The 23,301-nt window shown below is 67.4% G+C and carries 27 protein-coding genes; 13 read left to right on the top strand and 14 right to left on the bottom strand.

Features of this window, described 5'->3' with window-relative positions; genetic code table 11:
• The 7 genes from VLF18_RS08995 to VLF18_RS08965 form a co-directional block, all read left to right on the top strand.
• On the top strand, positions 1-553 hold a 553-nt coding region (locus tag VLF18_RS08995), incomplete at its 5' end, for a hypothetical protein (RefSeq protein ID WP_325279293.1).
• Complete coding sequence (locus tag VLF18_RS08990) at positions 550-1,050, top strand: Rab family GTPase (protein ID WP_325279292.1); 501 nt, start codon at positions 550-552, stop codon at positions 1,048-1,050. The genes VLF18_RS08995 and VLF18_RS08990, both read left to right, overlap by 4 nt.
• Positions 1,047-2,564: a hybrid sensor histidine kinase/response regulator gene (locus VLF18_RS08985; protein WP_325279291.1), complete on the top strand. Its 1,518-nt coding sequence runs from the start codon at positions 1,047-1,049 to the stop codon at positions 2,562-2,564. The genes VLF18_RS08990 and VLF18_RS08985 overlap by 4 nt, the downstream gene beginning before the upstream one ends.
• Before the next feature lie 34 nt (positions 2,565-2,598).
• Positions 2,599-3,198, top strand: coding sequence for a pyridoxamine 5'-phosphate oxidase (gene pdxH / locus VLF18_RS08980; RefSeq protein ID WP_414717203.1), 600 nt, complete (start codon positions 2,599-2,601; stop codon positions 3,196-3,198).
• Positions 3,199-3,208: 10 nt separating this feature from the next.
• On the top strand, positions 3,209-4,003 hold the full coding sequence (locus VLF18_RS08975; protein WP_325279289.1) for an ABC transporter substrate-binding protein: 795 nt from the start codon (positions 3,209-3,211) through the stop codon (positions 4,001-4,003).
• Positions 4,004-4,662: 659 nt separating this feature from the next.
• Positions 4,663-5,595, top strand: coding sequence for a triacylglycerol lipase (locus tag VLF18_RS08970; RefSeq protein ID WP_325279288.1), 933 nt, complete (start codon positions 4,663-4,665; stop codon positions 5,593-5,595).
• Positions 5,592-6,593, top strand: a complete 1,002-nt coding sequence (locus VLF18_RS08965; protein WP_325279287.1) for a lipase secretion chaperone — start codon at positions 5,592-5,594, stop codon at positions 6,591-6,593. The genes VLF18_RS08970 and VLF18_RS08965 overlap by 4 nt, the downstream gene beginning before the upstream one ends.
• Before the next feature lie 272 nt (positions 6,594-6,865).
• Here VLF18_RS08965 and VLF18_RS08960 read toward each other — a convergent pair whose 3' ends face one another.
• The 8 genes from VLF18_RS08960 to VLF18_RS08925 form a co-directional block, all read right to left on the bottom strand.
• Positions 6,866-7,900 carry a phosphotransferase family protein gene (locus VLF18_RS08960; protein WP_325279286.1) on the bottom strand — a complete coding sequence of 345 codons (1,035 nt, stop codon included), beginning with the start codon at positions 7,898-7,900 and terminating at the stop codon, positions 6,866-6,868.
• 163 nt (positions 7,901-8,063) lie between these two features.
• Positions 8,064-8,852: a hypothetical protein gene (locus VLF18_RS08955; protein WP_325279285.1), complete on the bottom strand. Its 789-nt coding sequence runs from the start codon at positions 8,850-8,852 to the stop codon at positions 8,064-8,066.
• A gap of 206 nt (positions 8,853-9,058) precedes the next feature.
• Positions 9,059-9,592, bottom strand: a complete 534-nt coding sequence (locus tag VLF18_RS08950) for a hypothetical protein (protein WP_325279284.1) — start codon at positions 9,590-9,592, stop codon at positions 9,059-9,061.
• 51 nt (positions 9,593-9,643) lie between these two features.
• On the bottom strand, positions 9,644-10,363 hold the full coding sequence (locus VLF18_RS08945; RefSeq protein ID WP_325279283.1) for a histidine phosphatase family protein: 720 nt from the start codon (positions 10,361-10,363) through the stop codon (positions 9,644-9,646).
• Positions 10,350-10,799, bottom strand: a complete 450-nt coding sequence (locus VLF18_RS08940) for a DUF4426 domain-containing protein (protein ID WP_325279282.1) — start codon at positions 10,797-10,799, stop codon at positions 10,350-10,352. The genes VLF18_RS08945 and VLF18_RS08940 overlap by 14 nt, the downstream gene beginning before the upstream one ends.
• Positions 10,800-10,847: 48 nt before the next feature.
• A complete protein-coding gene (locus VLF18_RS08935) occupies positions 10,848-11,423 on the bottom strand; it encodes a YggT family protein (RefSeq protein WP_325279281.1) in 576 nt (191 codons plus the stop codon).
• A gap of 3 nt (positions 11,424-11,426) precedes the next feature.
• The gene (gene proC / locus VLF18_RS08930; RefSeq protein ID WP_325279280.1) at positions 11,427-12,269 is read right to left on the bottom strand and encodes a pyrroline-5-carboxylate reductase; all 843 of its coding nucleotides are present in this window, start codon (positions 12,267-12,269) and stop codon (positions 11,427-11,429) included.
• Between the two features lie 139 nt (positions 12,270-12,408).
• Positions 12,409-13,083 (bottom strand): YggS family pyridoxal phosphate-dependent enzyme, encoded by a 675-nt coding sequence (locus tag VLF18_RS08925; protein ID WP_325279279.1) that lies wholly within the window; start codon positions 13,081-13,083, stop codon positions 12,409-12,411.
• A 90-nt stretch (positions 13,084-13,173) separates the two neighbouring features.
• On the opposite strand from VLF18_RS08925, the gene VLF18_RS08920 reads away from it, so the two are divergent.
• The 3 genes from VLF18_RS08920 (at position 13,174) to VLF18_RS08910 (ending at position 15,814) form a co-directional block, all read left to right on the top strand.
• Positions 13,174-14,211, top strand: a complete 1,038-nt coding sequence (locus tag VLF18_RS08920; protein ID WP_325279278.1) for a type IV pilus twitching motility protein PilT — start codon at positions 13,174-13,176, stop codon at positions 14,209-14,211.
• 129 nt (positions 14,212-14,340) lie between these two features.
• Positions 14,341-15,468, top strand: coding sequence for a PilT/PilU family type 4a pilus ATPase (locus VLF18_RS08915; protein ID WP_325279277.1), 1,128 nt, complete (start codon positions 14,341-14,343; stop codon positions 15,466-15,468).
• Positions 15,469-15,475: 7 nt separating this feature from the next.
• Entirely contained in the window at positions 15,476-15,814 is a 339-nt protein-coding gene (locus VLF18_RS08910) for a hypothetical protein (protein WP_325279276.1), read from the top strand.
• A gap of 49 nt (positions 15,815-15,863) precedes the next feature.
• On the opposite strand, the gene VLF18_RS08905 is transcribed toward VLF18_RS08910, so the two are convergent.
• The 6 genes from VLF18_RS08905 to gshB form a co-directional block, all read right to left on the bottom strand.
• Positions 15,864-17,561 (bottom strand): hypothetical protein, encoded by a 1,698-nt coding sequence (locus tag VLF18_RS08905; RefSeq protein ID WP_325279275.1) that lies wholly within the window; start codon positions 17,559-17,561, stop codon positions 15,864-15,866.
• 89 nt (positions 17,562-17,650) lie between these two features.
• Positions 17,651-18,601, bottom strand: a complete 951-nt coding sequence (locus VLF18_RS08900) for an aspartate carbamoyltransferase catalytic subunit (RefSeq protein WP_325279274.1) — start codon at positions 18,599-18,601, stop codon at positions 17,651-17,653.
• On the bottom strand, positions 18,598-19,017 hold the full coding sequence (gene ruvX / locus VLF18_RS08895; protein ID WP_325279273.1) for a Holliday junction resolvase RuvX: 420 nt from the start codon (positions 19,015-19,017) through the stop codon (positions 18,598-18,600). The genes VLF18_RS08900 and ruvX overlap by 4 nt, the downstream gene beginning before the upstream one ends.
• A gap of 30 nt (positions 19,018-19,047) precedes the next feature.
• On the bottom strand, positions 19,048-19,614 hold the full coding sequence (locus VLF18_RS08890) for a YqgE/AlgH family protein (RefSeq protein WP_325279272.1): 567 nt from the start codon (positions 19,612-19,614) through the stop codon (positions 19,048-19,050).
• A gap of 132 nt (positions 19,615-19,746) precedes the next feature.
• Positions 19,747-20,610, bottom strand: coding sequence for an energy transducer TonB (locus VLF18_RS08885; RefSeq protein WP_325279271.1), 864 nt, complete (start codon positions 20,608-20,610; stop codon positions 19,747-19,749).
• The gene (gene gshB / locus VLF18_RS08880) at positions 20,607-21,554 is read right to left on the bottom strand and encodes a glutathione synthase (RefSeq protein WP_325279270.1); all 948 of its coding nucleotides are present in this window, start codon (positions 21,552-21,554) and stop codon (positions 20,607-20,609) included. The genes VLF18_RS08885 and gshB overlap by 4 nt, the downstream gene beginning before the upstream one ends.
• A 344-nt stretch (positions 21,555-21,898) precedes the next feature.
• Here gshB and pilG point away from each other — a divergent pair, with 344 nt between their 5' ends.
• Genes pilG through VLF18_RS08865 form a run of 3 tightly spaced genes read left to right on the top strand, consistent with a single transcriptional unit; the run spans position 21,899 to position 23,249 of the window.
• Positions 21,899-22,267: a twitching motility response regulator PilG gene (pilG, locus tag VLF18_RS08875; RefSeq protein ID WP_263543771.1), complete on the top strand. Its 369-nt coding sequence runs from the start codon at positions 21,899-21,901 to the stop codon at positions 22,265-22,267.
• Positions 22,268-22,317: 50 nt separating this feature from the next.
• Complete coding sequence (locus tag VLF18_RS08870; RefSeq protein ID WP_255914298.1) at positions 22,318-22,683, top strand: response regulator; 366 nt, start codon at positions 22,318-22,320, stop codon at positions 22,681-22,683.
• Positions 22,684-22,694: 11 nt separating this feature from the next.
• Entirely contained in the window at positions 22,695-23,249 is a 555-nt protein-coding gene (locus VLF18_RS08865; protein ID WP_325279269.1) for a chemotaxis protein CheW, read from the top strand.
• Positions 23,250-23,301: the final 52 nt, after the last annotated feature.

The following is a 23,301-nucleotide window of genomic DNA, read 5'->3' as shown; positions in this document are numbered from 1 at the left end:
GCGCGAACTCGACCTGCCGTCCGGCGTGCAGGCCAGCGTCCACGACGGCGTCGCGAGCCTCCAGGGCAGCGCGGACGCGAGCTGGATCGCATCCGCGAAAACGCACGCCGCACGCGTCGTCGGACTCGTCGCGCTGGACACCTCGCTGCTGCGCGCGAATGCCGATCCGGACGCCGCGCTGCAGGCGGAATGGCGCCGGCTCGCGGCCGCCGTGCCCGACATGCGCGTGCATTTCGTGCGCGAACTCGATGTGCGCGACGTGCAGGAACTGCAGCCGCTCGTCGCCGCGGTGCAGCGACTCGCGGTGCTCGCGCCGCAGCTGCAGCGCCGTCTGACATTGACGTGCCGCGGCCACAACGACGAGCCGGGGACCGCGACGACGAACCGCGGTCTGCGCGAACGCCGCGCGCGATGGCTCTGCGATCAGCTGCGCGACGCCGGCATCGCCGCCGCCCTGCTGCGGACCGATGACGGCGATGCGGCGAATCGGCCTATGATCGACGCGCGTGCCGCGAGCCTGGGGCTCGATGCCGCGCCGGCGGAGGGGGAATGAGCGATATCGCACGCAAGGTCTGCATGCTCGGCGACTTCGGTGTCGGCAAGACCAGCCTCGTCGCACGTTACGTGCGCAACACGTTTTCCGAGAAATATCTGACGACCGTCGGCGTCAAGGTCGACAGCCGCGTCGTCGCGTTGCCCGGCGGCGTCGATCTAAAACTCGTGATCTGGGACATCGCCGGCAAGGCCGCGCTCGACAGCGTCAACAAGAACTATCTGCGCGGCGCGAGCGGACTCATTCTCGTCGCCGACGGCACGCGCGAGGCGAGCCTGCGCGCAGCATTGAACCTTGCCATGCAGGCGCGTGACGTCATCAACGAACCCGCCTGCGTGCTGTTCGTCAACAAGCTCGATCTCGTCGACCGCTGGGAAGTCGCGCCGGCCGTACTCGAGGAAATCCGTCGCAGCATCACCGTGTTCGAAACCAGCGCGCTCAGCGGCGATGGCGTCGAAGCGGGCTTCGACGAACTGGCCCGGATGCTCGCGCCATGACGCTGCTGCCCGACGCCGTCGAGACCTATCTCAATCATCTGCTGCGCGCGCGCGCGCGGCCGCTGCTGCTGACCTTCGATGCGAACTGGCAGCTCGTCGATCTTCACGGCGACACCGGGCATCACGGCCTCGATGCGGAGGCGCCGCAGGCGCTCGTGCAGCAGCTGCAGGATCTGTTTCTCGGCCTGCCGCACGACCAGCCGCAGGATCTGCCGTTCGTCGAACTCGCCGGCGGCCGCCACGCGCACGTGCACCTCGTGCCCGACGGCGATACGTTCCACCTGCTGCTGCTCGACGCCGGCGACGAGCACGGACGCACCCAGGCGCACCAGCAGCTCGGCAACGACGCCGCGCTCGCCGGCATCGAGAAATCGCGCACGCTCGCGCGGCTGCGCCAGATCAAGAGCGAACTCGAACAGCAGCGCGCGCGGCTGGAGGAAGCCAACGCGCTGAAGAACGCGCTGTTCGCGACGCTGAGCCATGAATTCCGCACGCCGCTGACCTCGATCTTCGGTTATCTGCACCTGCTGGAGCGCGACGGCGCGAGCGCGCGCGACCAGGCGCTGCTCGCGCTGCGGCGCAATGCGAGCTATCTCTTCGCGCTCGCCGAGAACCTGCTCGAATACGGCCGCGGCGAAGCCGGCGAGAGCCTGCTCGATCCGGGCGCGCTCGATCTCGCCGCGCTCGTCGCCGACCTCGATGCGATGTTCCGGCCGCTGGCCGCGGAAAAGGGACTCGCGCTCGTCGTCGACGCCGGCGCTGCGCCGCCGGCAGAGGCGCTGTTCGACGCGGTCAAGCTGCGCCAGGTCGCGATCAATCTGCTGTCGAACGCGCTGCGCTACACGCCGGCCGGCTACGTGCGCGCGCACCTGGCCTGGGACGGCACGCGGCTCGTGCTCGAAGTGCGCGACACCGGGCTCGGCATCGACGCGGGTTCGCGTGCGAAGGTGTTCAAGCCGTTCAACCGCGGCGCGCAGCACGGCTCGCGCGGCGCGGGCCTGGGCCTGTCGATCGTCAAGCGGCTCGTCGAACGCATGTCGGGTTCGATCGACCTCGAATCCGAGCTGGGGCAGGGCAGCACCTTCCGCGTCGCACTGCCGGCGCTCGCGGGCGCCGGCATGCCGCAGGCCGCACCGGCGGCGAATCGTCGCAGTCTCGGTGCGCTGATCGTCGACGACGACCCCGACGTCGCGGCGCTGCTCGACGTGCTGCTCGGCGATCTCGGCATGCGCACGCGCGTCGCCTCGAACGTCGCGGCCGCGCTCGCCGCGGTCGCCGCGGAGATGCCCGATCTCGTGCTCGTCGACGTCGAACTGCCCGGAATTTCCGGCAATGCCGCGGTCTACCAGCTTCGTTCACAAGGATACAAAGGTCGCATAGTTACGGTTTCGGCAAATGCGACCGAGTCGGCCCGCGCCGCGGCGCTGGCCGCGGGGGCCGACCACTACCTGACGAAGCCGCTCGACTTCGCGCAGTTCGCACGCGTCGTGCAGAGCGCGGGCGCGATCTCCTGACGCGCGTGCTAGCATCGTTTTTTCCCCCGCAGGAATGTTCGCCGTGACGTTCAGTCCCGAAGCGCTTGCCGAACTCGACGCCCTGCTGGCCGAAGCGGCCGCCGGCGGCGATCCCGAGCCCACCGCCATGAACCTCAGCACGGTCGACGAACGCGGCCGGCCGCACTCGCGGATCGTGCTGCTCAAGGGCACGGGACCCGACGGCCTGCGCTTTTTCACCAACTACACCAGCGCCAAGGGCCAGCAGCTGGCGACGAACGCGCTCGTCGCGCTGTGCATCCATTGGAAGCACCTGCGCGAAGGCGTGCAGGTGCGCGTCGAAGGCGCCGTCGAGGAATTGTCGGCGGCCGATTCGGACGCCTATTTCGCGACGCGCCCGCGCGGCAGCCAGATCGGTGCCTGGGCGTCGCTGCAGTCGCAGACGCTGGCCGCGCGCGCCGATTTCGAGGCGCGCATCGCGCACTACGAAGCCGAGTTCGCCGGCCGCGACGTGCCGCGTCCGCCGCACTGGGGCGGCTATCTCGTGAAGCCCGACCTCGTGGAGTTCTGGTACGGCGCGAAACACCGCCTGCACGAACGCCTCTGCTACGAGCGCATCGAAGGCACGTGGCGCGTCCAGCAGCTGTATCCGTGACGTCATCGCCGTGTATCCCGCACGCATCGTCTGCCTGACCGAAGAGCCGACCGAAGTCCTCTATGCGATCGGCGAGGAAGACCGCATCGTCGGCATCTCGGGCTTCACCGTGCGCCCGCCGCGCGCGCGCAAGGAGAAGCCGAAGGTCTCCGCGTTCACGAGCGCGAAGATCGGCGAGATCCTCAAGCTCGAACCCGATCTCGTCATCGGCTTTTCGGACATCCAGGCCGACATCGCGCGCGACCTGATCAAGGCCGGCGTCGAGGTCTGGATCAGCAACCACCGCTCGGTCGAGGGCATTCTCGGCTACATCCGCCGGCTCGCCGGCATGGTCGGCCGCGCCGATGCCGGCGAAGCGCTCGCGCGCCGCGCCGAAGAACACATCGCCGCGGTCTCCGCGGCCGCGGCGGCGCTGCCGCGGCGCCCGCGCGTCTATTTCGAGGAATGGGACGACCCGCTGATCACCGGCATCCGCTGGGTCGGCGAACTGATCCGCATCGCCGGCGGCGACGACGTGTTCCCCGAACTCACGGAAAAATCACTCGCGCGCGACCGCATCCTCGCCGATCCGACCGAAGTCGCGCGCCGCGCGCCGGACATCATCCTCGGCTCGTGGTGCGGCAAGCGCTTCCGCCCCGAACACGTCGCCGCGCGCCCCGGCTGGGACGCCGTTCCCGCCGTGCGCGACAACGAACTCCACGAGATCAAGTCGCCGATCATCCTGCAGCCCGGTCCCGCGGCGCTGTTCGACGGACTCGATGCGATTCATGCGCGCATCGCTGCATGGGCCCGTACGGCGCAATAACCAAAGTGCATTGCGCCATCTCCCCGACGCGGGACCCTTTGCGTACGGCGCAATAACCAAAGCGCATTGCGCCATCTCCCCGACGCGAGACCCTTTGCGTACGGCGCAATAACCGAAGGGCATTGCGCCATCTCCACGACGCGAGACCCTTGGCGTACGGCGCAATAACCAAAGCGCATTGCGCTATCTCCCCGACGCGAGATCCTCTGCGTACGGCGCAATAACCAAAGCGCATTGCGCCATCTCCCCCCGCGCATTGCGCGTCTTCCCGGCACACGCGTAAAAGCAAAAAGCAAAAAAGCAAAAGACGCATGCACCGCGTCTTTCGCCGACGACCCAGCGGCGAGCCGCGAGACGGACTCGGCGCAATGCCCTTTGGTTATTGCGCCCTACGTTTGCGTTTATAAAACGACCGTTTGAAATTTGCGTTTGACCGGTGCTAGAGTCGCCCCGCCGGCGCATCCGCGCCGGCATTCCATCCAACCATCGTTCGTCATGCTGGGAGGGCCTCGGGTTTCGGGGCCGGGCGTCGGTTGACAGAAGTGGCCGCGGGGGCGGCTCGCCGAAGACGGAAATCATCCGCGCGGCAGGAGCAGTGGATTCGGGACGAAACGCCGGCAATACCGGTCGGTCCGAGGCTTCCCTTGGGAGAGGGAAGTATGATGCGCCACGTCTTCGGACGCCTGCTCGGCGTCCTGTTGTGCCTTTGCGTTGCCGCGCCCGCCGCGGCCCAGTCCGGGTATACCCAGACGCGTCATCCCATTGTGCTCGTGCACGGCCTGCTCGGTTTCGACAGCCTGCTCGGCGTCTACGACTACTGGTACGGCGTTCCGTCGGAACTGCGCGCCGGCGGCGCGAAGGTCTACGTCGGCAGCGTGTCGGCCGCGAATTCCAGCACGGCGCGCGGCGAGCAGCTGATCCGCGATCTCGATCATCTGCGCGCGCTCTACGGCCACGCGAAGTTCAACCTGATCGGCCACAGTCATGGCGGACCGACGATCCGCTACGTCGCCTCCGTTCGGCCCGATCTCGTCGCGTCGATCACGTCGGTCGGCTCGCCGCACAAAGGTAGCAAAGTGGCCGACGGCCTGAATGCCGCACTGCCGCCGGGTTCGCCGCTGCGTCCGCTCGTCGCCGGCTTCGTCGACGCGCTCGGCAGTTTCCTCGCATTCCTGTCCGGCAACAGCGATCCGCAGTACGCGCTCGGCGCGCTCGCTTCGCTGAACACCGCGGGTTCGAACGCATTCAATGCGCTGCATCCGCAGGGCGTGCCGACGACGAGCTGCGGCCAGGGTGCGGCCGTCGTCAACGGCGTGCGCTACTACTCGATCGGCGGCACGTCGGTGTTGACGAACATCTTCGATGCGTCCGATGCGCTGCTCGGTGCCGGCGCGCTGTTCTACGGCTTCGAGGCCAACGACGGTCTCGTCGGGCGCTGCTCGAATCACCTCGGCGTCGTGCTGCGCGACGATTACGGCTGGAATCATCTCGACGAAGTGAATCAGGTGCTCGCGCTGCGCGGCCTGTTCACGTCGGATCCGGTCAGCGTGCTGCGCGCGCAGGCGAACCGGCTGAAGTCGGCCGGGCTGTGAAAATCCGCGCCGTCGTCGCGGCAGCGGCGCTGACCGCGCTGCTGCTGGCGGCGTTCGCGTGGCGCCGCGACGAGCCGCCGGCCACGGTTGCCGCCGCCGCGATACCGACGCGCGCTGCCGAGGTGGCTACGCGCGACCCGGTCGCGAGCACCGCCGCTCAGCGCACGCCGCAGACGGCGACGGCCGCGCGTGAGGATTCGCTGCGCGGCACCGCGGTCGACGGCACGGTGCGTGTCGACGCGCAGGGACGCGTCGTGCGCGATCGCGGCCTGCGCCGCGTGTTCGACTATTTCCTGACGCGGCTCGGCGAACGCAGCCCCGAACGCATCCGCGACGATTTCGCCGCATGGCTGCAGCAGCAGCCGCAGCTCGACGCGGCGGCGCGCGCCGAAGCGCTCGCGCTGTTCGACCGTTATGTCGAACTGCAGCGTGCGGCAGCGGCACTGCCGCGCAGCAACGACTTGCGCGCCGATTTGCAGCGCCTGCAGGAATTGCGCGTGCGCGAACTCGGTGCCGAACTCGCGCGCGCCTGGTTCGGCGACGAGGAGGCCTACGCCGCACAGACGCTCGCGCGACTCGAGGCCGCACGCGACGCATCGCTCGATGCCGCTACGCGCGAGCGGCGTCTGGCCGAGATCGATGCACAGCTCGATCCCGCGCAGCGCGCGAGCCGCGACGACAGCACCGCGTTCCAGCAGGCCGTCAGCGACAGCGCCGGCTTCGACGCCGATGCGGCGTCGGCGCAGCGCCGCGCCGAGCAGCGCCGGCAGCGTTGGGGCGAAGATGCCGCGGTGAGACTGGCCGAACTCGATCAGCAGGAGGCGAGCTGGCAACTGCGGCTGCGCGCCTATGCGCAGGCGCGCGAGCAGCTGTTCGCCGATCGCGGACTCGCACCGGCGCAGCGTGAACTGCGCCTCGCGCGGCTGCTCGAGGATTTCAGCGAACCGGAACGCCGGCGCGTGCTGGCGCTGGCCGAGGAAGGCCGGTTGCCGCGCTGAAGCACAGGCCGCGTCGATGTCGGCACGCCGTTGCCCGGAAGGATCGCGCCGTGACGCGCCGAATTCGTGATGCAACGTCGGACGCGCGCGGCGCAACGCATCGCCCTCGACGACACCACGGTCACGCATTCGCGCTGCACCGACGCGCTCGCGCCGCGCACGGGGCACGCGGCTGTTCACTGCCCGATATCGATTGCGCCCGTGTCCGAGTGCTTCCGAAATCGTTGCCAATATAGAAATGTGGCGTATCTCGAATCTCGCCGGCCGGCAATTCAAGCGGTCCTGCTTTCCAGCGCCTCCACGCCCATCCGCGCGATCGTCCCCGCCATGCGTCCGGCGGCGAGTGCCTGCTCGTTCGACGCGTTGCCCTGCAGGGCGCGTTTCATGACGCCTTGCGCGATCGCGCCGAGCCGGAAGAAGTGGAAGGCGAGGTGGAACGGCCAGTGTCTGCCCGGGTCGAGTCCGGTCGCATCGCCGAAGCGTGCGAGCAGCGACGTTTCGTCAGGGATGCCCAGCGATGCGCGATCGAGGCCGGCCAGGCCCGGCAGCACGGGATTGCGCGGCAGGCGCAGCGCCATGCAGAAATAGCCGAGGTCGGCGAGCGGATGTCCCAATGTGGACAGTTCCCAGTCGACGACGGCAAGCAACTGCTGCGAGTCGGACCACATGAGGTTGTCGAGCCGGAAATCGCCATGGACCAGCGCGACGCGGCCGTCGTCGGCCGGCGCGGCTGCGGGCAGCGCGGCGATGAGTTCATCCATCGCCGCGATCGTTTCGGTTTCGCTTGCGCGGTACTGCTGGCTCCAGCGCGAAATCTGCCGCGCGAAATAATCGCCGGGCTTGCCGTAGCCGCCGAGGCCGACGGCGTTCACGTCAAGCCGCGCGAGAGCGACCAGGGTATCGACGGCATTGCCATAGATCGTCTCGCGCGCGGACGGCGCGAGGTCGGGCAGCGACGGGTCCCACTGCACGCGGCCTGGTACGAAGCTCATCAGATAGAACGTGCTGCCGATGATGCTGTCGTCTTCGCACAGGTGCAGCGGTGTCGCGACCGGCACGGCGCTGCCCCGCAGCGCCGCGAGCACGCGGTACTCGCGGTCGACCGCATGCGCCGAAGCCAGCAGCCGTCCCGGCGGCTTGCGCCGCAGCACGTAGCAGCCGGATTCCGCATCGATGCGATAGGTCGGATTCGACTGGCCGCCCTTGAACTTCGTCGCGGTCAGCGGCCCGCGAAAACCCGGAACCTTCGTCTCGAGATAGCCAGCGAGCGTATCGACGTCGAATCCGGGGTGCGGCGCTTGATGCATGGCATTGCTCCAGTCGATCGGCTCAGAAGCGCTCCGGGATATCGGCGGGACGTCGATGCGTTGCATGCGTCCGGATGTCCTGCTCGCGCGGCCGCGTCGACCGCAATGCATGATCGCACGTGGGGCGCGATCTGACTTCGTTCGAGCGCAGCGGCTCGGAGCGTCAGCTCGTGGCGGCCTTGCGCTCGACCAACCGGATCTTGTCCCCGTCGATCGACCAGAGCGTGCCGCCCGGCGGCGTGGAGATGTAGATCGGCTTCCTGGCCCAGAGGCTCCAGAACACGTGGACCTCGGTGGGCACCGGATCGAGCAGGTGGGTGACCATCAGCGCTTCGACGTTCGGGCCGGTCTCCAGCGCAACGCAGGTGCGCGTGAAGCCGCGCTGCGAGGCGACCTGATTGTCCTTGATCGAGAAGCGATATGTTCCACCGAGCGGAACGAGCGTGTTTTTCGTCGTTCCGGGCAGCAGGTAGACGATCCAGTCTTCCGATGCGTTCGAGCCGGGCAGGACGACGGGATTGTAGGTCGTGGCGCATGGCTGGAACGTCGACGCCAGCGCGGACGACCGCGCAGAAGCCGCGCCCGATTCAAAGGCAGACAGCGGCGCGGGAGCTTCCGCTATCTCGACCTCTCCGGCAACGCCTTGCGTTACCGGAACGCGATAAAGCGCGGCGGGAGTGCTGTCGATGAAGGTTACGACGATGGCATCGCCGCGCTGCTCGGTGACCCAGCCTTTTACACGTTTGTCTTTCTTGAATTTGCGGACCGCACGCGCAGCATCCGTGGCCACGGATGCGGCCTGATCGTGGCGGTAGATCGTTGCGCCGGTCGATGCCGCCGCTGCGAGCGCCGCAGACTCCTCGGCGGGCGGCAGCTCGGCGGGAAGCCTTCCCTCTGCGAAGGCGCAGGAACCGGCGAGAGCAAGCGATACGGCAAGAAGTTGGCGGAGCATGCGAAACCTTGGCGGCGATCGAAGCGCCCAGTCTAGCAGCGCAGACAAGGCGGAGATTCGTGCGTGCTCATACGCGGCATCATGCTCTCGCGCCGATGCGATCCGTCGGATGCCTGTCGCGCGCTTTCCGGATGCCGAGTTTGGCCGGACGCGCATGCAAGACGCTGCGTCGGATATCGCGCCGTTCAATCAGTGCCCGCAGGCGGTCAGAGCCCGGCGGCGGCTTCCCAGACGTTGTCCCGCCCGACCCGCTGTTCCCAGGCCCGATACTGCGCGACGAGCGGACGCGCGTAGTCCGGCAGGTCCTCATCCGGCGGCTCGCTGACGAGGAAAGGCATGCCTTCCTTGAACCATGCCGGGGTCCGCTGCCGCCCGAGGAGTCCGAGCTGCTGCGCCTGCAGCATGTGGACGTATTCGTGCTCCACGATATGGGCGACCCACGACTCGGGCGGCAGGATCACGCCCCAGTCGAACAGCGTGGCGCCGCGCTCCATGCCGCCGCCGAAGGATTGATAGCAGGCGCGGGTCGCGCAGAACACGGTGAGCGGCGGCTGCTTCAACGGCACGAGTTTGCGTCCCACCGCCGTCATCGCGTCGCGCTGGAGTCTTAGTGCAACGTCGAACTCGGCCGGGTTCTCGACGCAGACGCGGTCAGCGCAGGTCACGCCGTTCAGCGCCGGCGCCAGGATCCTGACGGGCTTGAACGTCGCCCACGCGATCGCGGGCGCGGCTGCCAGCAACGCGAGCGCGGCGAGCGTCAGTGTGCGGCGCGATCTCATCGGCGGCCGCCCTCAGACGAAGCTGTGCAGCTCGCGGTGCGCGTCGCTGTCCAGATGCGGCAGATGGCTCCAGCGGCGCAGCTGCCACGCGCCGTTCTCGCGCGCGAACTCGACGATGCCGGAATTGGCGAGACTCAGGTTGTGCCGGATCGTCTCGGCTTCGTCGAGTGCGAGCAGCGCCTGCGCGCAACGCGAGATGACGCCGCCCGAACTGACGACGAGCGCCGTGCCCGCGCCTGCGTGCGCTTCGGCGCGGTCGCGCGCACGGCGCACGCGGTCGCGGAACGCCTGCAGCGTTTCGGGCATGAAGCCGTCGAGCGCGCCGGCGTCCCAGGCGTGGAACGCGCGGCTGATCAGCGCCTGGATGCGCGCGGGATCGAGACCGCCGCGCAGCGCGATCAGGTCCGGGTCGTTCGTTGCCTGTGCGGCATAGCCGCGCAGCAGGCTCTCGTGATCGAACTCGTTCCAGTCGGCGTCGGCGACGGCCGTCGGCAAGGGCCGGTCGACGGCATGCGCCGCGAGTTCGAGCGCCTGCAGCGTTTCGCGATGACGGCGCTGCGTGCCGCTGACGACGTGGGCGAATTCGAGTTCCGGCTGTGCGGCGAGCCAGCGCGCGAGCAGTTCCGCCTGGCGCAGCCCGCGCTCGGACAGGCGGTCGTAGTCGTCGGTGCCGAAGCTCGCCTGCGCGTGGCGGATCAGCAGCAGGCGTGTGCCCGCGTCACTCGGTGACATAGTTCTTGCTGAACTTCAGCGTGTACGGCCGCGCGCCGCCGGCCGGCGTGATGCGCAGATCGAAGCTCAGCGTGTCGCTGCCGCGCACGGGAAATTCGGCGATGTAGTAGATCGCGTCGGTTTCGCGGATCTCGCGCATGGCGAGGTCGCTGCGCTGTCCGGCGAGATTCGCGACGGTTCCGCGAATTTCGGCGGCAACCGGAACCGGCGGCTCGCCGGCCTTCTGCACCGCGATATTGAGCAGGCCCTGCTTGCTCGATCGCGTGAGCTTGTACTGTGCGGCCGCCTGCGCCGGCAGCAGGTCGGTCGACAGCGCGTTGTAGTGCACGAGATGACCGTCGAAGCGCTGCATCTGCTCGGTGCGTCCGCGCGCGGGCAACAGCAGCATGAGAATCGCCGCTCCGGCGAGCAGCCCGATCTTGTAGGCGAGTTTCATCGGTGTCTCCGGCAGGTCGATCGGCACGATCTTACATCGCCCGCCGCGTCACAGCGGCGGCAGGAACACGCGCAGCGCGCCGAGCAGATGCGTGAGCGCGAGCATGGTCAGCCGCAGCACGATCGATGCATACAGCGGCGACAGATCGAAATGTTCCAGTCGCGGCGGCCATTTGCGGAACGGTCGCAGCAACGGTTCAGTCAGGCCGAACAGCACTTCGACCGCGGGATTGCGCCGGTCCGGCGAAAAGAAGCTCGCGATCGCACTGAACAGGATGCCCCAGAACGCGATGCCGAGCAGGAAGTAGATCGTCACGGCCGTGCCGGTCAGCAGCAATTCCCCGATGCGCAGGGGATAGCCGACGAGCAGGAACATGAGCGCGGTCTGCAGCAGCGCGATCAGCCATAGCACGAGCACCGTCGCGAGGCTCACCTGCCGCACCGGCGGCACGAGCTGGCTCAGCGGGCCGACGACGGGATTCGTGACTTTGTATATGAATTGACACAGCGGGTTGTTGAACCGCACGCGTGTCAGCGGCAGCAGCAGGCGCAGTGCGAACACCAGCATCACCATGCTGAAGAAGATCTGCACGAGCATCAGGCCCGCATCGCGGAAGAAGCCCATGGCTCAGCCTCCCGATCCGGCAGCGAGTTCGCGGCCGCGCCGCGTGGCCGCCGCGACGGCGTCGGCGACGACGTCGCGCAGACCGTGAGCGGCGAAGCGGTCGAGCGCGGCCTGCGTCGTGCCGCCCGGCGAGGTCACGCGCCGGCGCAGCACCGCGGCGGTCTCGCCGTCCTCGCGCAGCATGCGTCCGGCGCCGAGCGCGGTCTGCGCCGCGAGCAGCCGCGCGGCGTCGCGCGGCAGGCCCTGCGCTACCGCGGCGTCTTCGAGCGCTTCGGCCAGCAGGAAGAAATACGCCGGACCCGAGCCCGACAGCGCGGTTACGATGTCCATCTGGTCCTCGGCCTCGATCCAGACCACCGCACCCGCGGCGCCGAGGATGGTCTGCGCGGCCTCGCGCTGCGCCGGAGTCGCGCGCCCGTTCGCGCAGAGGCCGCTGGCACCGGCGCCGATCAGTGCCGGCGTGTTCGGCATGCTGCGTACGATCGCCGTGCCGCCGCCGCACCACGCGTCGAGCTGATCCATGCGAATGCCGGCCGCGATCGACAGCAGCAGTGCGCCGCGTTCCTGCACGACCGGCGTGAGCGCTTCGCAGACCGACCGCATGACCTGCGGCTTGACCGCGAGCACGACGACGTCGGCACCGGCGGCGGCCGCGCTGCCGTCGGCGTGGACGGCGACCCCGAAGTCGCGCGCGAGCGCGTCGCGCAGTTCGGCATTCGGTTCGGCGACCGCGATGTTTCCGGGCGCGGCGCCCTGGCGCACGAGCCCGCCGATCAGGCTGCGCGCCATGTTGCCGCCGCCGACGAAGGCGATGCGCGGCTGCGGAATGGTCGGGGTGTCGGGCATGGGATGCGTTCGTCGCAATCAGGAGGGCGCGAGCATAGCGGGCGCGGTGCGAGAGGTGCGAGTCGAAGACGCCTGACGGGTTGCGGCGTGCGCGAAACAGGGCGGTGCAGGCTGGGGTTCGCCGGCGGCTCACCCCAGCCTACGGTCGCGCGCCGAACAGTGCCGAGCCGATGCGTACCAGCGTCGCGCCTTCGGCGATCGCGAGTTCGAAGTCCTCGCTCATGCCCATCGACAAGGTGTCGATGCCGGCGTGCCCACGCCGCAATGCGTGAAACAGTTCCCGCATGCGCGCAAACGCGGCGCGGCGCAGCGCCAGGTCCGCATGAGGCGCGGGAATCGCCATGAGCCCGCGCAGCTGCAGCGCCGGCTCCGCGGCGACCGCAGCAGCGAGGCCGGTGACCGCCTCGGGAGCGCAGCCCGACTTCGACGCTTCGTCGTCGACGTTGACCTGGATCAGCACCTGCAGCGGCGCGCGATGCGGCGGGCGGAAGCGGGCCAGCGGCGCGACGAGCTTGGCGCGATCCAGCGTCTGCAGCCAGTCGAAGTGCTCGGCGACCTCGCGGCATTTGTTCGACTGCAGCGGACCGATCAGATGCCATTCGAGCGCGAGATCGGCCAGCTCGCGCTGCTTGGCCAGCGCTTCCTGCACGTAGTTCTCGCCGAAGCGGCGCTGGCCCAGCGCAGCGAGCGCGCGGACTGCCGCGGCCGGCTTGGTCTTGCTGACCGCGAGCAGGGCTGCATCATGGTTTTGCTGCGCCGCAGCATGCGCGATCCGGGCACAGATCTCAGTAAAGGCAGTTTCCGAAGAACTCATCTCAACCACGCACGCCAGCGGAAAATTGCCGAGCTATACTCGGCCGAGACCACGCCGGACAACGGCGACGATTGACTTGGGGGATTGCGCATGGATATTGCCGAGCTTCTGGCGTTCTCAGTCAAGAATAAAGCTTCGGACCTGCACCTGTCCGCGGGCCTGCCGCCGATGATCCGCGTCGACGGCGACGTGCGCCGCATCAACATTCCGGCGCTCGATCACAAGCAGATCCACTCGCTGATCTACGACATCATGTCGGACAAGCAGCGGCGCGACTACGAAGAATTCCTCGAGGTCGACTTCTCGTTCGAGATTCCGGGCCTCGCACGCTTCCGCGTGAACGCGTTCAACCAGAACCGCGGCGCCGGCGCGGTCTTCCGTACGATTCCCTCGGAAGTGCTCACGCTCGAAGACCTCGGCTGCCCGAAGATCTTCAAGGAACTGATCTCCCAGCCGCAGGGCCTGATCCTCGTGACCGGTCCGACCGGTTCGGGCAAGTCGACGACGCTCGCGGCGATGGTCGACCACGTCAACAAGAACGAATACGCGCACATCCTGTCGGTCGAAGATCCGATCGAATTCGTGCACACCTCGCAGAAGTGCCTGATCAACCAGCGCGAGGTGCATCGCGACACGCACGGCTTCAACGAAGCGCTGCGCTCGGCGCTGCGCGAAGACCCCGACTACATCCTCGTCGGCGAGTTGCGCGACCTCGAGACCATCCGTCTCGCGCTGACCGCCGCGGAAACCGGCCATCTCGTGTTCGCGACGCTGCATACCTCGTCGGCGGCCAAGACGGTCGACCGCATCATCGACGTGTTCCCGGCCGGCGAAAAGCCGATGGTGCGCTCGATGCTGTCCGAATCGCTGCGCGCGGTGATCTCGCAGTCGCTGCTGAAGAAAGTCGGCGGCGGTCGAATCGCGGCGCACGAGATCATGGTCGGCATTCCGGCGATCAGAAACCTGATCCGCGAGGACAAGGTCGCGCAGATGTATTCGTCGATCCAGACCGGCGCACAATACGGCATGCAGACGCTCGACCAGTGCCTGCTCGATCTCGTCAAACGCGGACTGGTTACGCGACCGCAGGCGTCCAGTTATGCGAAGAACAAGGAAATCTTCAAGTGATCCATCGCGGCCGGCGTTCGCGCCGTCCGCGGCGCTTGAAGGCGTCCCCGTAACGCGCCGGCGCGGCAGCCGGGCGCATCGCATCGCGATCGCCCGCGACTCGCTCCTCCGGTGCTCTTGGAGCAGGCAATGAGCAGCGTAGATTTCACCTCGTTTCTGAAGCTGATGGTGCACAAGAAGGCATCCGACCTGTTCATCACGGCCGGCGTACCGCCTTCAATGAAAGTGCACGGACGCATCAGTCCCATCACGCAGAACCCGCTGACGCCGCAGCAGTCGCGCGACATGGTGCTCAACGTGATGACGCCGTCGCAGCGCGAGGAGTTCGAAAAGACGCACGAATGCCAGTTCGCGATCAGCGTGACCGGCGTCGGCCGCTTCCGCGTGTCGTGCTTCTATCAGCGCAACTGCGTCGGCATGGTCCTGCGCCGCATCGAGACGAAGATCCCGACGGTCGACGAACTCGCCCTGCCGGCGGTCATCAAGACGCTCGCGATGACCAAGCGCGGCATCATCATCTTCGTCGGCGCGACCGGCACCGGTAAGTCGACCTCGCTCGCGGCGATGGTCGGCTATCGCAACCAGAACTCGACCGGCCACATCATCACGATCGAAGACCCGATCGAATACGTGCACAAGCACGAGGGCTGCATCATCACGCAGCGCGAACTCGGCATCGACACCGACACCTGGGAAAACGCGCTGAAGAACACGCTGCGCCAGGCACCCGACGTGATTCTCATCGGCGAAGTCCGCACGCGCGAGACGATGGAGCACGCGATCAACTTCTCCGAAACCGGTCACCTTTGCCTGTGCACGCTGCACGCGAACAACGCGAACCAGGCGCTCGACCGCATCATCCACTTCTTCGGCGAAGACCGCCGCGAACAGCTGTTCATGGACCTGTCGCTGAACCTCAAGGGCATCGTCGCGCAGCAGCTGATTCCGACACCGGACGGCAAGGCACGCCGCGTCGCGATGGAAATCATGCTCGGCACGCCGCTCGTGCAGGACTACATCCGCAAGGGCGAGGTCCACAAGCTCAAGGACGTGATGAAGGAATCGACGAACCTCGGCATGCGCACGTTCGACCAGAGCCTGTTCGAGCTGTATCAGGCCGGCGAGATCAGCTACGAAGACGCGCTGCGCCACGCCGACTCGGCGAACGAAGTGCGCCTGCGTATCAAGCTCGCCCAGGGCGGCGACGCGCACACGCTGAGTCAGGGTCTCGACGGTGTCGAGCTCATGGAAAGCTGAGGCCGGGATGGTTGCGATCCGACTGCTCGACAAACAGGACGGCCGCGAACTCGCTCGGATCGAGCGCGCCGATCTCGATTTCCTGATCGACGTGCTCGAAGAGGAATCGAGCACCGACCGCGACTACTACGTCGATCTCGACACGCTCGACTACCTCGCCGAGCGCGGTGCCGAAGCATCGCTGATGTCGGCGCTGCGTCATGCGCTCGGCGCGCGCGCGAGGAGATGGAGTTCCGCTGGGAAGCCGCGGGCTGATCGGCGCGAGCGACCGCGGCCTCCCGGCGTCGCGTGGAGCCGGAACATCTCCCGGAAATCGCGGATCGACCGGCAGGCGACCGTAGGCTGAGCGAAGCGAAGCCCAACCTACGGCGTTGATTGCCCGTGCAGGCGCGTCTTCAGCGCGTAACGATCGTTTCCAGCATCGCCACGCCGTCGTTCTTCGCCGTGACCGTGACCTCGGCGCTGTCGATGCGCTGCTCGTATACCTTGAACAGCTGCTTCTGCGTATCCATGTCGGCGCGCTGTTCTTCGGGAATCAGCGGTCCCATCACGTCGAACACGCCGCCGAGACGGCCGTACATCGCGCCCGTGAAATGCATGCGCAGGACGACCGGCTCGGCCGCCGCGGGTGCCGCCAGGTAGGCGCCGAGCGTCGCTTCTTCGCCGGCACCGGCCGATATCGCGAGCGCGCGGTCGTTCATCGCGAGAAACAGCGGCGGTACGCTCGCCGGCGCGATACCGGCCGGCAGCGCGACCGGCTTGCCGTCCGGCGCAAGTTTCAGATCCTTGAGCGTGGGCAGCGCGAGCTGCGCCATCGCAACGGCGCCCGCCGGATTGTTGAGCGCGACGACCAGCTTGCCGGCGATGTCGGGCTTGTCCACGCCGGAGGCAAAGTCGAGCTTGTTCAGGGTCACGCGCAGGCCGGACAGGTCGCTGGCCGGCGGCGGGATCGTCGTGTCGAGGCTCTGCTTCATCTTCGCGAAGCTCTCGTTGAGCGAGGCGAGGTCGGCGCAGGCATAGGGTTTTTCGACGACGGCCTTGGCCTGCTTGAGCCAGAACGTCTTCTGCTTCAGCACCGGCAGGGCCAGCGCGAAATCGACGAGGCCTTCGCTCTTCGTGCCCGTTCCCGGCGCGCCGCCGAGGCTTGCGGCGAATTCCGCGGCGAGCGCCGGCTCGATTTCGAGCTGCGCGTGGATCGTCATGCGCTTGGGCGCGAGTTCCGTATAGCCCAGCACGAAGCGCGGGAACTTCGCCGCGATCGCGCGCGTCTCGGCCTTGCAGGCCGCGTCCGCCGCCGGCAGCCCTTCGCCGTAGGTCGAGCCCACGAGCTCGCGCCGGATCGGGTTGGTTTCGTCGCTGAGGAAATCGACGAGCCGGACCACATCGACATAGCCCGACGCATACGGCGTGTAGCCGTAGCGCTTGTTCAGCGTCGTGAGGTTCTCGACGTCGAACGCCTTGGCCGGACGCGTCAGGCCGAGCAGCTGCTTGCGCAGGTCTTCGCTCGCCTTGGCCGGCGCCAGCGTCATGACGAGGTGCTTGCCGGAGATCGCGATCAGCACCTGCATGTCTTCGGCGGTCAGCGCCCAGTGTTCGAGATCGCCGAGTTTCGCTTTCGGCAGCTGCGCGCCGGCCTTGGTCTCGATGCGGGCGATCGCGGCGCGCAGCGCGTCCGGATCGGCCAGTTGCAGCCGCGCTACCGGCAGCGCGCCGACGCCGTAGAGCGCGATGTGCGTGGAGCCCTTGATGCCGAGCTGTTCGGTCGTGCCGGCCTTGACGTGGGCCGACACCTCGTCGAGGACGGCGCGTGCGGCCTTGGTCGCGGCAGAACCCGCGCCGCCGGCGTCGGCATCCGTTTTCTCGACCTTGTCGAGCATGCGCTGATACATGCCGAGCGACAGCGGCCAGACTTCGCGCGTCATCGCCGACCACTCGTCGAGTACCGGCTGCGGCGTGGGTTCGAGATTCGCGAACACGAACGGCGTGTCGGCGGGCACGAAGGCCAGCGGCGAATCGGCATCGGGTTTCTTGCCGCAGGCGGCAAGCGCCAGCAGCAGGGCAAGCGGAACGACGCGGCGAGCGTAGGCGTACATGAGGGTTCCCCAGGGTTGACACACGGTGCGGGCACGAATGTCCGCTTGCACAACTATCACCGAAACGCGTGCCGGAACAAACTCCGAACTCAGGCGTCCAGCAGTTCCGCCAGCACGGCCATGCGCACGAACACGCCGTTGCTGACTTGTTCCAGAATGCACGATTGCGCGCCGTCGGCGACCGCGGACGCGATTTCGACTTCGCGGTTGATCGGACCCGGGTGCATGACGAGGCAGTCCGGACGGGCCAGGCGCAGGCGCCGCGCGTCGAGGCCGTAGCGGGCGTAGTAGGCCTGCTCGGACGGCACGTGCGCCTGCTCCATGCGCTCCTTCTGCAGGCGCAGCATGATGACGACGTCGACGCCGGCCAGCGCCGCGTCGAAATCCTCGACGAGTTCGCAGCCCGGCAGCTCGGCTTCCGACGGCAGCAGGTTCGCCGGTGCGCAGACGCGCAGCGTGCCGACGCCGAGCGCGCGCAGCGCGTGGAGATCGGAGCGCGCAACGCGCGAATGCAGGATGTCGCCGCAGATCAGCACGCGCAGCGCGCTGAAGTCCGGACGGTGGCGGCGGATCGTGTAGGCGTCGAGCAGCCCCTGCGTCGGATGCGCATTGCTGCCGTCGCCGGCGTTGACCACGCTCGCGTCGCCGCGCACGTGGCGCGCGAGGAATTCGGCCGTGCCGTTTTCCTTGTGCCGCACGACGAACGCGTCGCAGTGCATGGCTTCGAGCGTATGCAGCGTGTCGACGAGGCTTTCGCCCTTGCTCGTCGACGAACTCGCGATGTCGAAGTTGATGACGTCGGCGCCGAGGCGCTTGGCCGCGAGGTCGAATGAGGTGCGCGTGCGCGTGGAATTTTCGAAGAACAGGTTGACGACGGCGCGGCCCTGCAGCAGGTCGAGCTTGCGCCGGTCGCGCAGCCATTGTTCGCGCAGCACGTCGGCACGATCGAGCAGCCGCGTGATCTGTGCCGCGGACAGCGTGTCGAGACTGATCAGATGGCGCAGGCGGCGCGGCGTTTCGGGCAGTTCGGAAGACGTCATGAGGGATCGGCGAGCCAGGTTTCGGTAATCACTTCGGCGGCCACTGCGTCGATGTCGGCCGCATGCTTCTTCTTGGCGATGCCCGCCGCGCGCCGCTGCGCGAAGCGCCGTGCGGCCTCGATCGAGCTGCGGCGTTCGTCGACGAGGTGCAGCGGCAGGTCGCAGCGTTTGGCCAGCGCCGCGGCGAACGCGCGTGCGCCGCGGCTCGCGGGCTGTTCCGCGCCGTCGAGCGTCAGCGGCAGGCCGACGACGAGCGCCTCGGGCCGCCATTCGCGGATCCAGTGCTCGATGCGTTCCCAGTCCGGACCGTTGCCGCCGTTCGCGACGACGCCGAGCGGTCGCGCGGTGCCGGTCAGCCGGTTGCCGAGCGCGACGCCGATCAGCCGGCTGCCGTAGTCGAAACCCATCACGTTCATGCAGTCAGGGCCGGCGCGCCGCGGCGCGCGTCACGCATGGCCGGCGTAGTCGGTCAGCTGCGCCATGCTGCTGACGCCGAGCAGTGCGGCGGCCGCATCCCAACGTTCGCTCAGCGGTGTTTCGAACAGCAATTGCTCGCGTACCGAGACCGTGAGCCAGGCATTGTCGAGCAGTTCCTGTTCGAGCTGGCCCGGACTCCAGCCGGCGTAGCCGAGCGCGACGACGGCATGCTCGGGACCTTCGCCGGCGGCCATCGCAATGAGGATGTCGCGCGAGGTCGTCACCGAAATGCGGTCGGAGATGCGGAACGACGATTCCCAGCCGCCGCCGGGTGCATGCAGCACGAAACCGCGTTCGGGCTGCACCGGTCCGCCGATCAGCACCGGCGCGTCGTTGACCTCGCCGATCTCCGAGGAAAGATTCATCTGGGCGAGCACGTCGCCGAGGCGGTATTCCGAGAGGCGGTTGACGAGCAGTCCCATCGCGCCGTCTTCGTTGTGCTGGCAGACGAAGGTGACGCCGCGGGCAAAATTCGGATCGCGCATCGCCGGCATCGCGATGAGCAGCTGGTTGGACAGCGTGGCGAAGGAGCTCATGGGCGCGGATTGTAGCGGGATTCCACAGGAGGAACCGTAGGCGCAAGAAGCGGAGCGCACCGCGCCAGCCCACGTGTCGCATTGCGACGACATTCATGGCGCGCATTGCGCCGACACTTCGCGCCGGCGATGTTACCGGTTGCGCAGCACATCCCCGGGCAGGAACTGCCATGTGCGCGTGATGTACAGCTCGTCGATGTCCTCGCCGGTTTTCGGGATCGGCGGGAACGGCGCGGCGAGCTGCACGATGCGCTGCACCGCATCGTCGAGCAGCTTGTGGCCCGAGCCCTGGATCACGTCCATCCGCTTGACCGTGCCGTCCTTGTTCAGCGTGACGGTCAGCAGCACGTCGCCGTGGAGCTGCTGGCGGCGCGCCTCGTCGGGATAGTTCAGGTTGCCGATGCGTTCGATGCGCGCGGCCCAGCCGGCCAGATACGACGCGTACGCATATTCCTTGGTATTGGCCGACAGGAACTTCTTCTTCGGGCGCTTCGCGTAGAGTTCTCGCTGGCGCTGGTATTCCTGCGACAGTTGCGCCATCTCGGCGTTCTTCTCGACGAGTTCCTGCGCCGGCGGCTTGGGCAGGGACGGCGATTCGGGCGTCTCGCGCGCGGTCGTCACGGCGAAGTCCGCTTTTTTCTGGGTCAGTACTTCGGCCGGAGCGTCCGGCGTCGGTCGCGGCGCGCCGGCTTCGAGCGGCCGCGGCGCGACGCCGGGTGTCGGTTTGGGCAGCGGGCTCGACAGTGGATCGGCCGGACGCCGCGACTCGTCGCGATCCCCGCCGCCCGAGTTGTTGCTCTGGGCGAGAAAGTCGGCCTTCTCCGGTTTTTCCTTGTTCGTCGCCTGGATCAGGATCACGTCGAGCGCCGGCAGGTGCGAGGCCGGTGTCGCATACGTGAAGGTAATGCCGAGAATGACCACGGCGTGTGCGATCAGCGAGAACAGCAGGGTCACGCCGAAGCGGTCGGCGCCGGACGCGGGTCGGGTCGTGCTCACGCGAGTTTGCTTTCGATGCAGTCGAACAGGGTGCCCGCGATGTTAAGCCCGAACTGGGCGTCCAGTTCGCGGATGCAGGTCGGAGATGTGACATTGATCTCGGTCAGCCAGTCGCCGATGACGTCCAGGCCGACGAAGATCATGCCCCGGCGCTTGAGTTCCGGGCCGACCCGGGCCGCGATCCAGCGGTCGCGCTCGCTCAGCGGGCGTCCCTCGCCGCGGCCGCCGGCCGCGAGGTTGCCGCGGAAGTCGTCGCCCTGCGGGATGCGCGCGAGCGCGTAGGGCACGGGTTCGCCGTCGATCAGCAGGATGCGCTTGTCGCCGGCGGCGATCTCGGGCACGTATTTCTGTGCGAGCGCGAACGCGCGGCCGTTGACGGTCAGCGTTTCGAGGATCGAATTCAGGTTCGGATCGTTGTGATGCGAGCGGAAGATGCCGCGGCCGCCCATGCCGTCGAGCGGCTTGAGTACGACCTGGCCGTGCTCCGCCACGAAGCGACGCAATTCGGCGCGATCGCGCGCGACGAGCGTCGGCGCGCAGCAGTCGGCAAACGACTGGGTATAAAGCTTTTCGTTCATGTCGCGCAGGCCGCGCGGGTCGTTCACGATCAGCGTGCCGGCGTTGCCGGCGAGTTCGAGCACCATCGTGTCGTAGACGAACTGCGGATCGACCGGCGGATCCTTGCGCGCGAGCACGACCTGAACCGAGCTCAGCGGCTGCCATTGCGCGTCTTCGAGCGAGAACCAGTCATGGGGATCGTCGCGGACCGCCAGCGGTGCAAGCCGTGCCCAGGCTTCGCCGGCGCGGATCGCGAGGTCGCCCTGGGTGCAGTAGCGCAGTTGCCAGCCGCGGCGCTGCGCTTCGACCAGCATGGCCAGGGTCGAGTCCTTTTTGGGCGTGATCGTGGCGATGGGATCCATCAGCACGGCGAGAGTGCGGGCCATGCACGCGATTCCTGGCGGGAGGGGAAGGCGCCGATGATGCCCGTGCAGGTGCCATCTGTACTAGCATCGCGCTAGACTTCCGAAACCGCGCCGGGAGCGTCGCCGGAACGAGGTTCCTAAGCGACGGCAGCAACTTAGGCGATTAACTTGACAGGTTTGCTGACTAGCGGTTAAACAGCGACAAAGCCCCGTCACGACGCCTCCGTGCAGCGTTCTGGCGAAGCGGCAAAGCGACGTCGCAGTGGAAATGGCAAGACTCGTGCATGGGGATTCCCCCGTGCCACAGACTCAGGTGGCTTGGAGGGTACGTGGAAGACGCGACGAAATCGGGCAGTCTGAGCGGCATGAAAGTGATGGTCATCGACGATTCGAAGACCATTCGTCGCACGGCCGAGACGCTGCTCAAGAAGGAAGGCGCCGACGTCGTCACCGCGACCGACGGCTTCGAGGCGCTGGCGAAGATCTCCGATCACCAGCCGCACATCATTTTTGTCGACATCATGATGCCGCGCCTCGACGGATATCAGACCTGCGCGCTCATCAAGAACAATCAAATGTTCAAGAGCACGCCGGTCATCATGCTGTCGTCCAAGGACGGTCTGTTCGACAAGGCCCGGGGCCGCATCGTCGGCTCGGAACAGTATTTGACCAAACCGTTTACCCGAGAAGAGCTGCTCGGCGCCATCCGGCGTCATGTAGATCTCAAAGCGTGATGCGACTGCGGTAGCTTGGGGTAACGCCATAGCGCTCACAGGGGGAAGCGATGGCTCATATTTTGATAATCGACGACTCGCCGACCGATATCCGCGTCTTCACGACGCTGCTGGAGAAGGCGGGTCATCGCGTCAGCAGCGCGGGGAATGCCGAGGACGGCATCGTCGCGGTGAAGCGCGAGCGGCCTGATCTCGTCATCATGGACGTCATCATGCCGGGCATGAACGGCTTCCAGGCGACTCGCACGTTGAGCCGCGACGAAGCGACGGCGCACATTCCGATCCTCATCGTGACGACGAAGTCGATGGAGACGGACCGCGTCTGGGGCCTGCGCCAGGGGGCGAAGGACTTCGTGACCAAGCCCGTGAGCGAGAAGGAACTGCTCGCCCGCATCCAAACCCTGTTGCCGAGTTGAGCGTCCCCTCCATGTCTGCAACGACCGACACGCTGCAACTGACTCCGTTCGAAGTGCTCGCCGACTACGAGCGCCGCAGTCTTGCGCACATTGCAGGCATGCCCGAGGAAGTCGAGGCTTCCGGGCTCTGGCGCGGCATCGGTTTCCGCGTCGGCACGCGCTACCTGGTCTCGAGCATTGCCGAAGTCAACGAAATCCTGACGTTCCCGCAGCTGACCGTCGTGCCGGGCACGCGGCCCTGGCTGCTCGGCGTCGCCAACGTACGCGGCAACCTCGTGCCCATCGTCGATCTGCGCAATTTCGTCGAAGCCGAACGCAGCACGCTCGTCGATTCGAGCCGCGTACTCATCATTCGCCAGCACGGCGGCAGCGTAGGCCTGCTCGTCGACGAAGTGCTGGGGCAACGCAATTTCTCCGACGAACAACGGGCTGAGGCCGAAGAGGAATCGGATGCGCGCTACGGCCGCTTCGTTCCGGAGCGCTATCAGCTCGGGGATGTGTTCTGGGGGCTGTTCAGCATGGCCGCGTTGGTCCGCACTCCGGAATTCCTGCAAGCATCGGCGTGATCCCGCGCGCGTCCAGCCACACGACGCGGGGCGAACTCATTGGCTGTTGAGG

It is taken from the genome of Tahibacter sp. (assembly GCF_035481375.1).
Taxonomy (GTDB): domain Bacteria; phylum Pseudomonadota; class Gammaproteobacteria; order Xanthomonadales; family Rhodanobacteraceae; genus Tahibacter.
This window is presented reverse-complemented; position numbering and strand designations above follow the sequence as displayed.

Bases quoted from the DNA above. Each gene is read 5' to 3' on its own strand.
- VLF18_RS08870 (WP_255914298.1), top strand. From the start codon at position 22,318: ATGGCTCATATTTTGATAATCGACGACTCGCCGACCGATATCCGCGTC.
- VLF18_RS08920 (WP_325279278.1), top strand. From the start codon at position 13,174: ATGGATATTGCCGAGCTTCTGGCGTTCTCAGTCAAGAATAAAGCTTCG.
- VLF18_RS08910 (WP_325279276.1), top strand. From the start codon at position 15,476: ATGGTTGCGATCCGACTGCTCGACAAACAGGACGGCCGCGAACTCGCT.
- VLF18_RS08915 (WP_325279277.1), top strand. From the start codon at position 14,341: ATGAGCAGCGTAGATTTCACCTCGTTTCTGAAGCTGATGGTGCACAAG.
- VLF18_RS08905 (WP_325279275.1), bottom strand. From the start codon at position 17,561: ATGTACGCCTACGCTCGCCGCGTCGTTCCGCTTGCCCTGCTGCTGGCG.
- VLF18_RS08890 (WP_325279272.1), bottom strand. From the start codon at position 19,614: ATGAGCTCCTTCGCCACGCTGTCCAACCAGCTGCTCATCGCGATGCCG.
- VLF18_RS08985 (WP_325279291.1), top strand. From the start codon at position 1,047: ATGACGCTGCTGCCCGACGCCGTCGAGACCTATCTCAATCATCTGCTG.
- VLF18_RS08900 (WP_325279274.1), bottom strand. From the start codon at position 18,601: ATGACGTCTTCCGAACTGCCCGAAACGCCGCGCCGCCTGCGCCATCTG.
- pilG (WP_263543771.1), top strand. From the start codon at position 21,899: ATGAAAGTGATGGTCATCGACGATTCGAAGACCATTCGTCGCACGGCC.
- ruvX (WP_325279273.1), bottom strand. From the start codon at position 19,017: ATGAACGTGATGGGTTTCGACTACGGCAGCCGGCTGATCGGCGTCGCG.
- gshB (WP_325279270.1), bottom strand. From the start codon at position 21,554: ATGGCCCGCACTCTCGCCGTGCTGATGGATCCCATCGCCACGATCACG.
- VLF18_RS08960 (WP_325279286.1), bottom strand. From the start codon at position 7,900: ATGCATCAAGCGCCGCACCCCGGATTCGACGTCGATACGCTCGCTGGC.
- pdxH (WP_414717203.1), top strand. From the start codon at position 2,599: ATGTTCGCCGTGACGTTCAGTCCCGAAGCGCTTGCCGAACTCGACGCC.
- VLF18_RS08925 (WP_325279279.1), bottom strand. From the start codon at position 13,083: ATGAGTTCTTCGGAAACTGCCTTTACTGAGATCTGTGCCCGGATCGCG.
- VLF18_RS08865 (WP_325279269.1), top strand. From the start codon at position 22,695: ATGTCTGCAACGACCGACACGCTGCAACTGACTCCGTTCGAAGTGCTC.
- proC (WP_325279280.1), bottom strand. From the start codon at position 12,269: ATGCCCGACACCCCGACCATTCCGCAGCCGCGCATCGCCTTCGTCGGC.
- VLF18_RS08955 (WP_325279285.1), bottom strand. From the start codon at position 8,852: ATGCTCCGCCAACTTCTTGCCGTATCGCTTGCTCTCGCCGGTTCCTGC.
- VLF18_RS08990 (WP_325279292.1), top strand. From the start codon at position 550: ATGAGCGATATCGCACGCAAGGTCTGCATGCTCGGCGACTTCGGTGTC.
- VLF18_RS08940 (WP_325279282.1), bottom strand. From the start codon at position 10,799: ATGAAACTCGCCTACAAGATCGGGCTGCTCGCCGGAGCGGCGATTCTC.
- VLF18_RS08935 (WP_325279281.1), bottom strand. From the start codon at position 11,423: ATGGGCTTCTTCCGCGATGCGGGCCTGATGCTCGTGCAGATCTTCTTC.
- VLF18_RS08945 (WP_325279283.1), bottom strand. From the start codon at position 10,363: ATGTCACCGAGTGACGCGGGCACACGCCTGCTGCTGATCCGCCACGCG.
- VLF18_RS08970 (WP_325279288.1), top strand. From the start codon at position 4,663: ATGATGCGCCACGTCTTCGGACGCCTGCTCGGCGTCCTGTTGTGCCTT.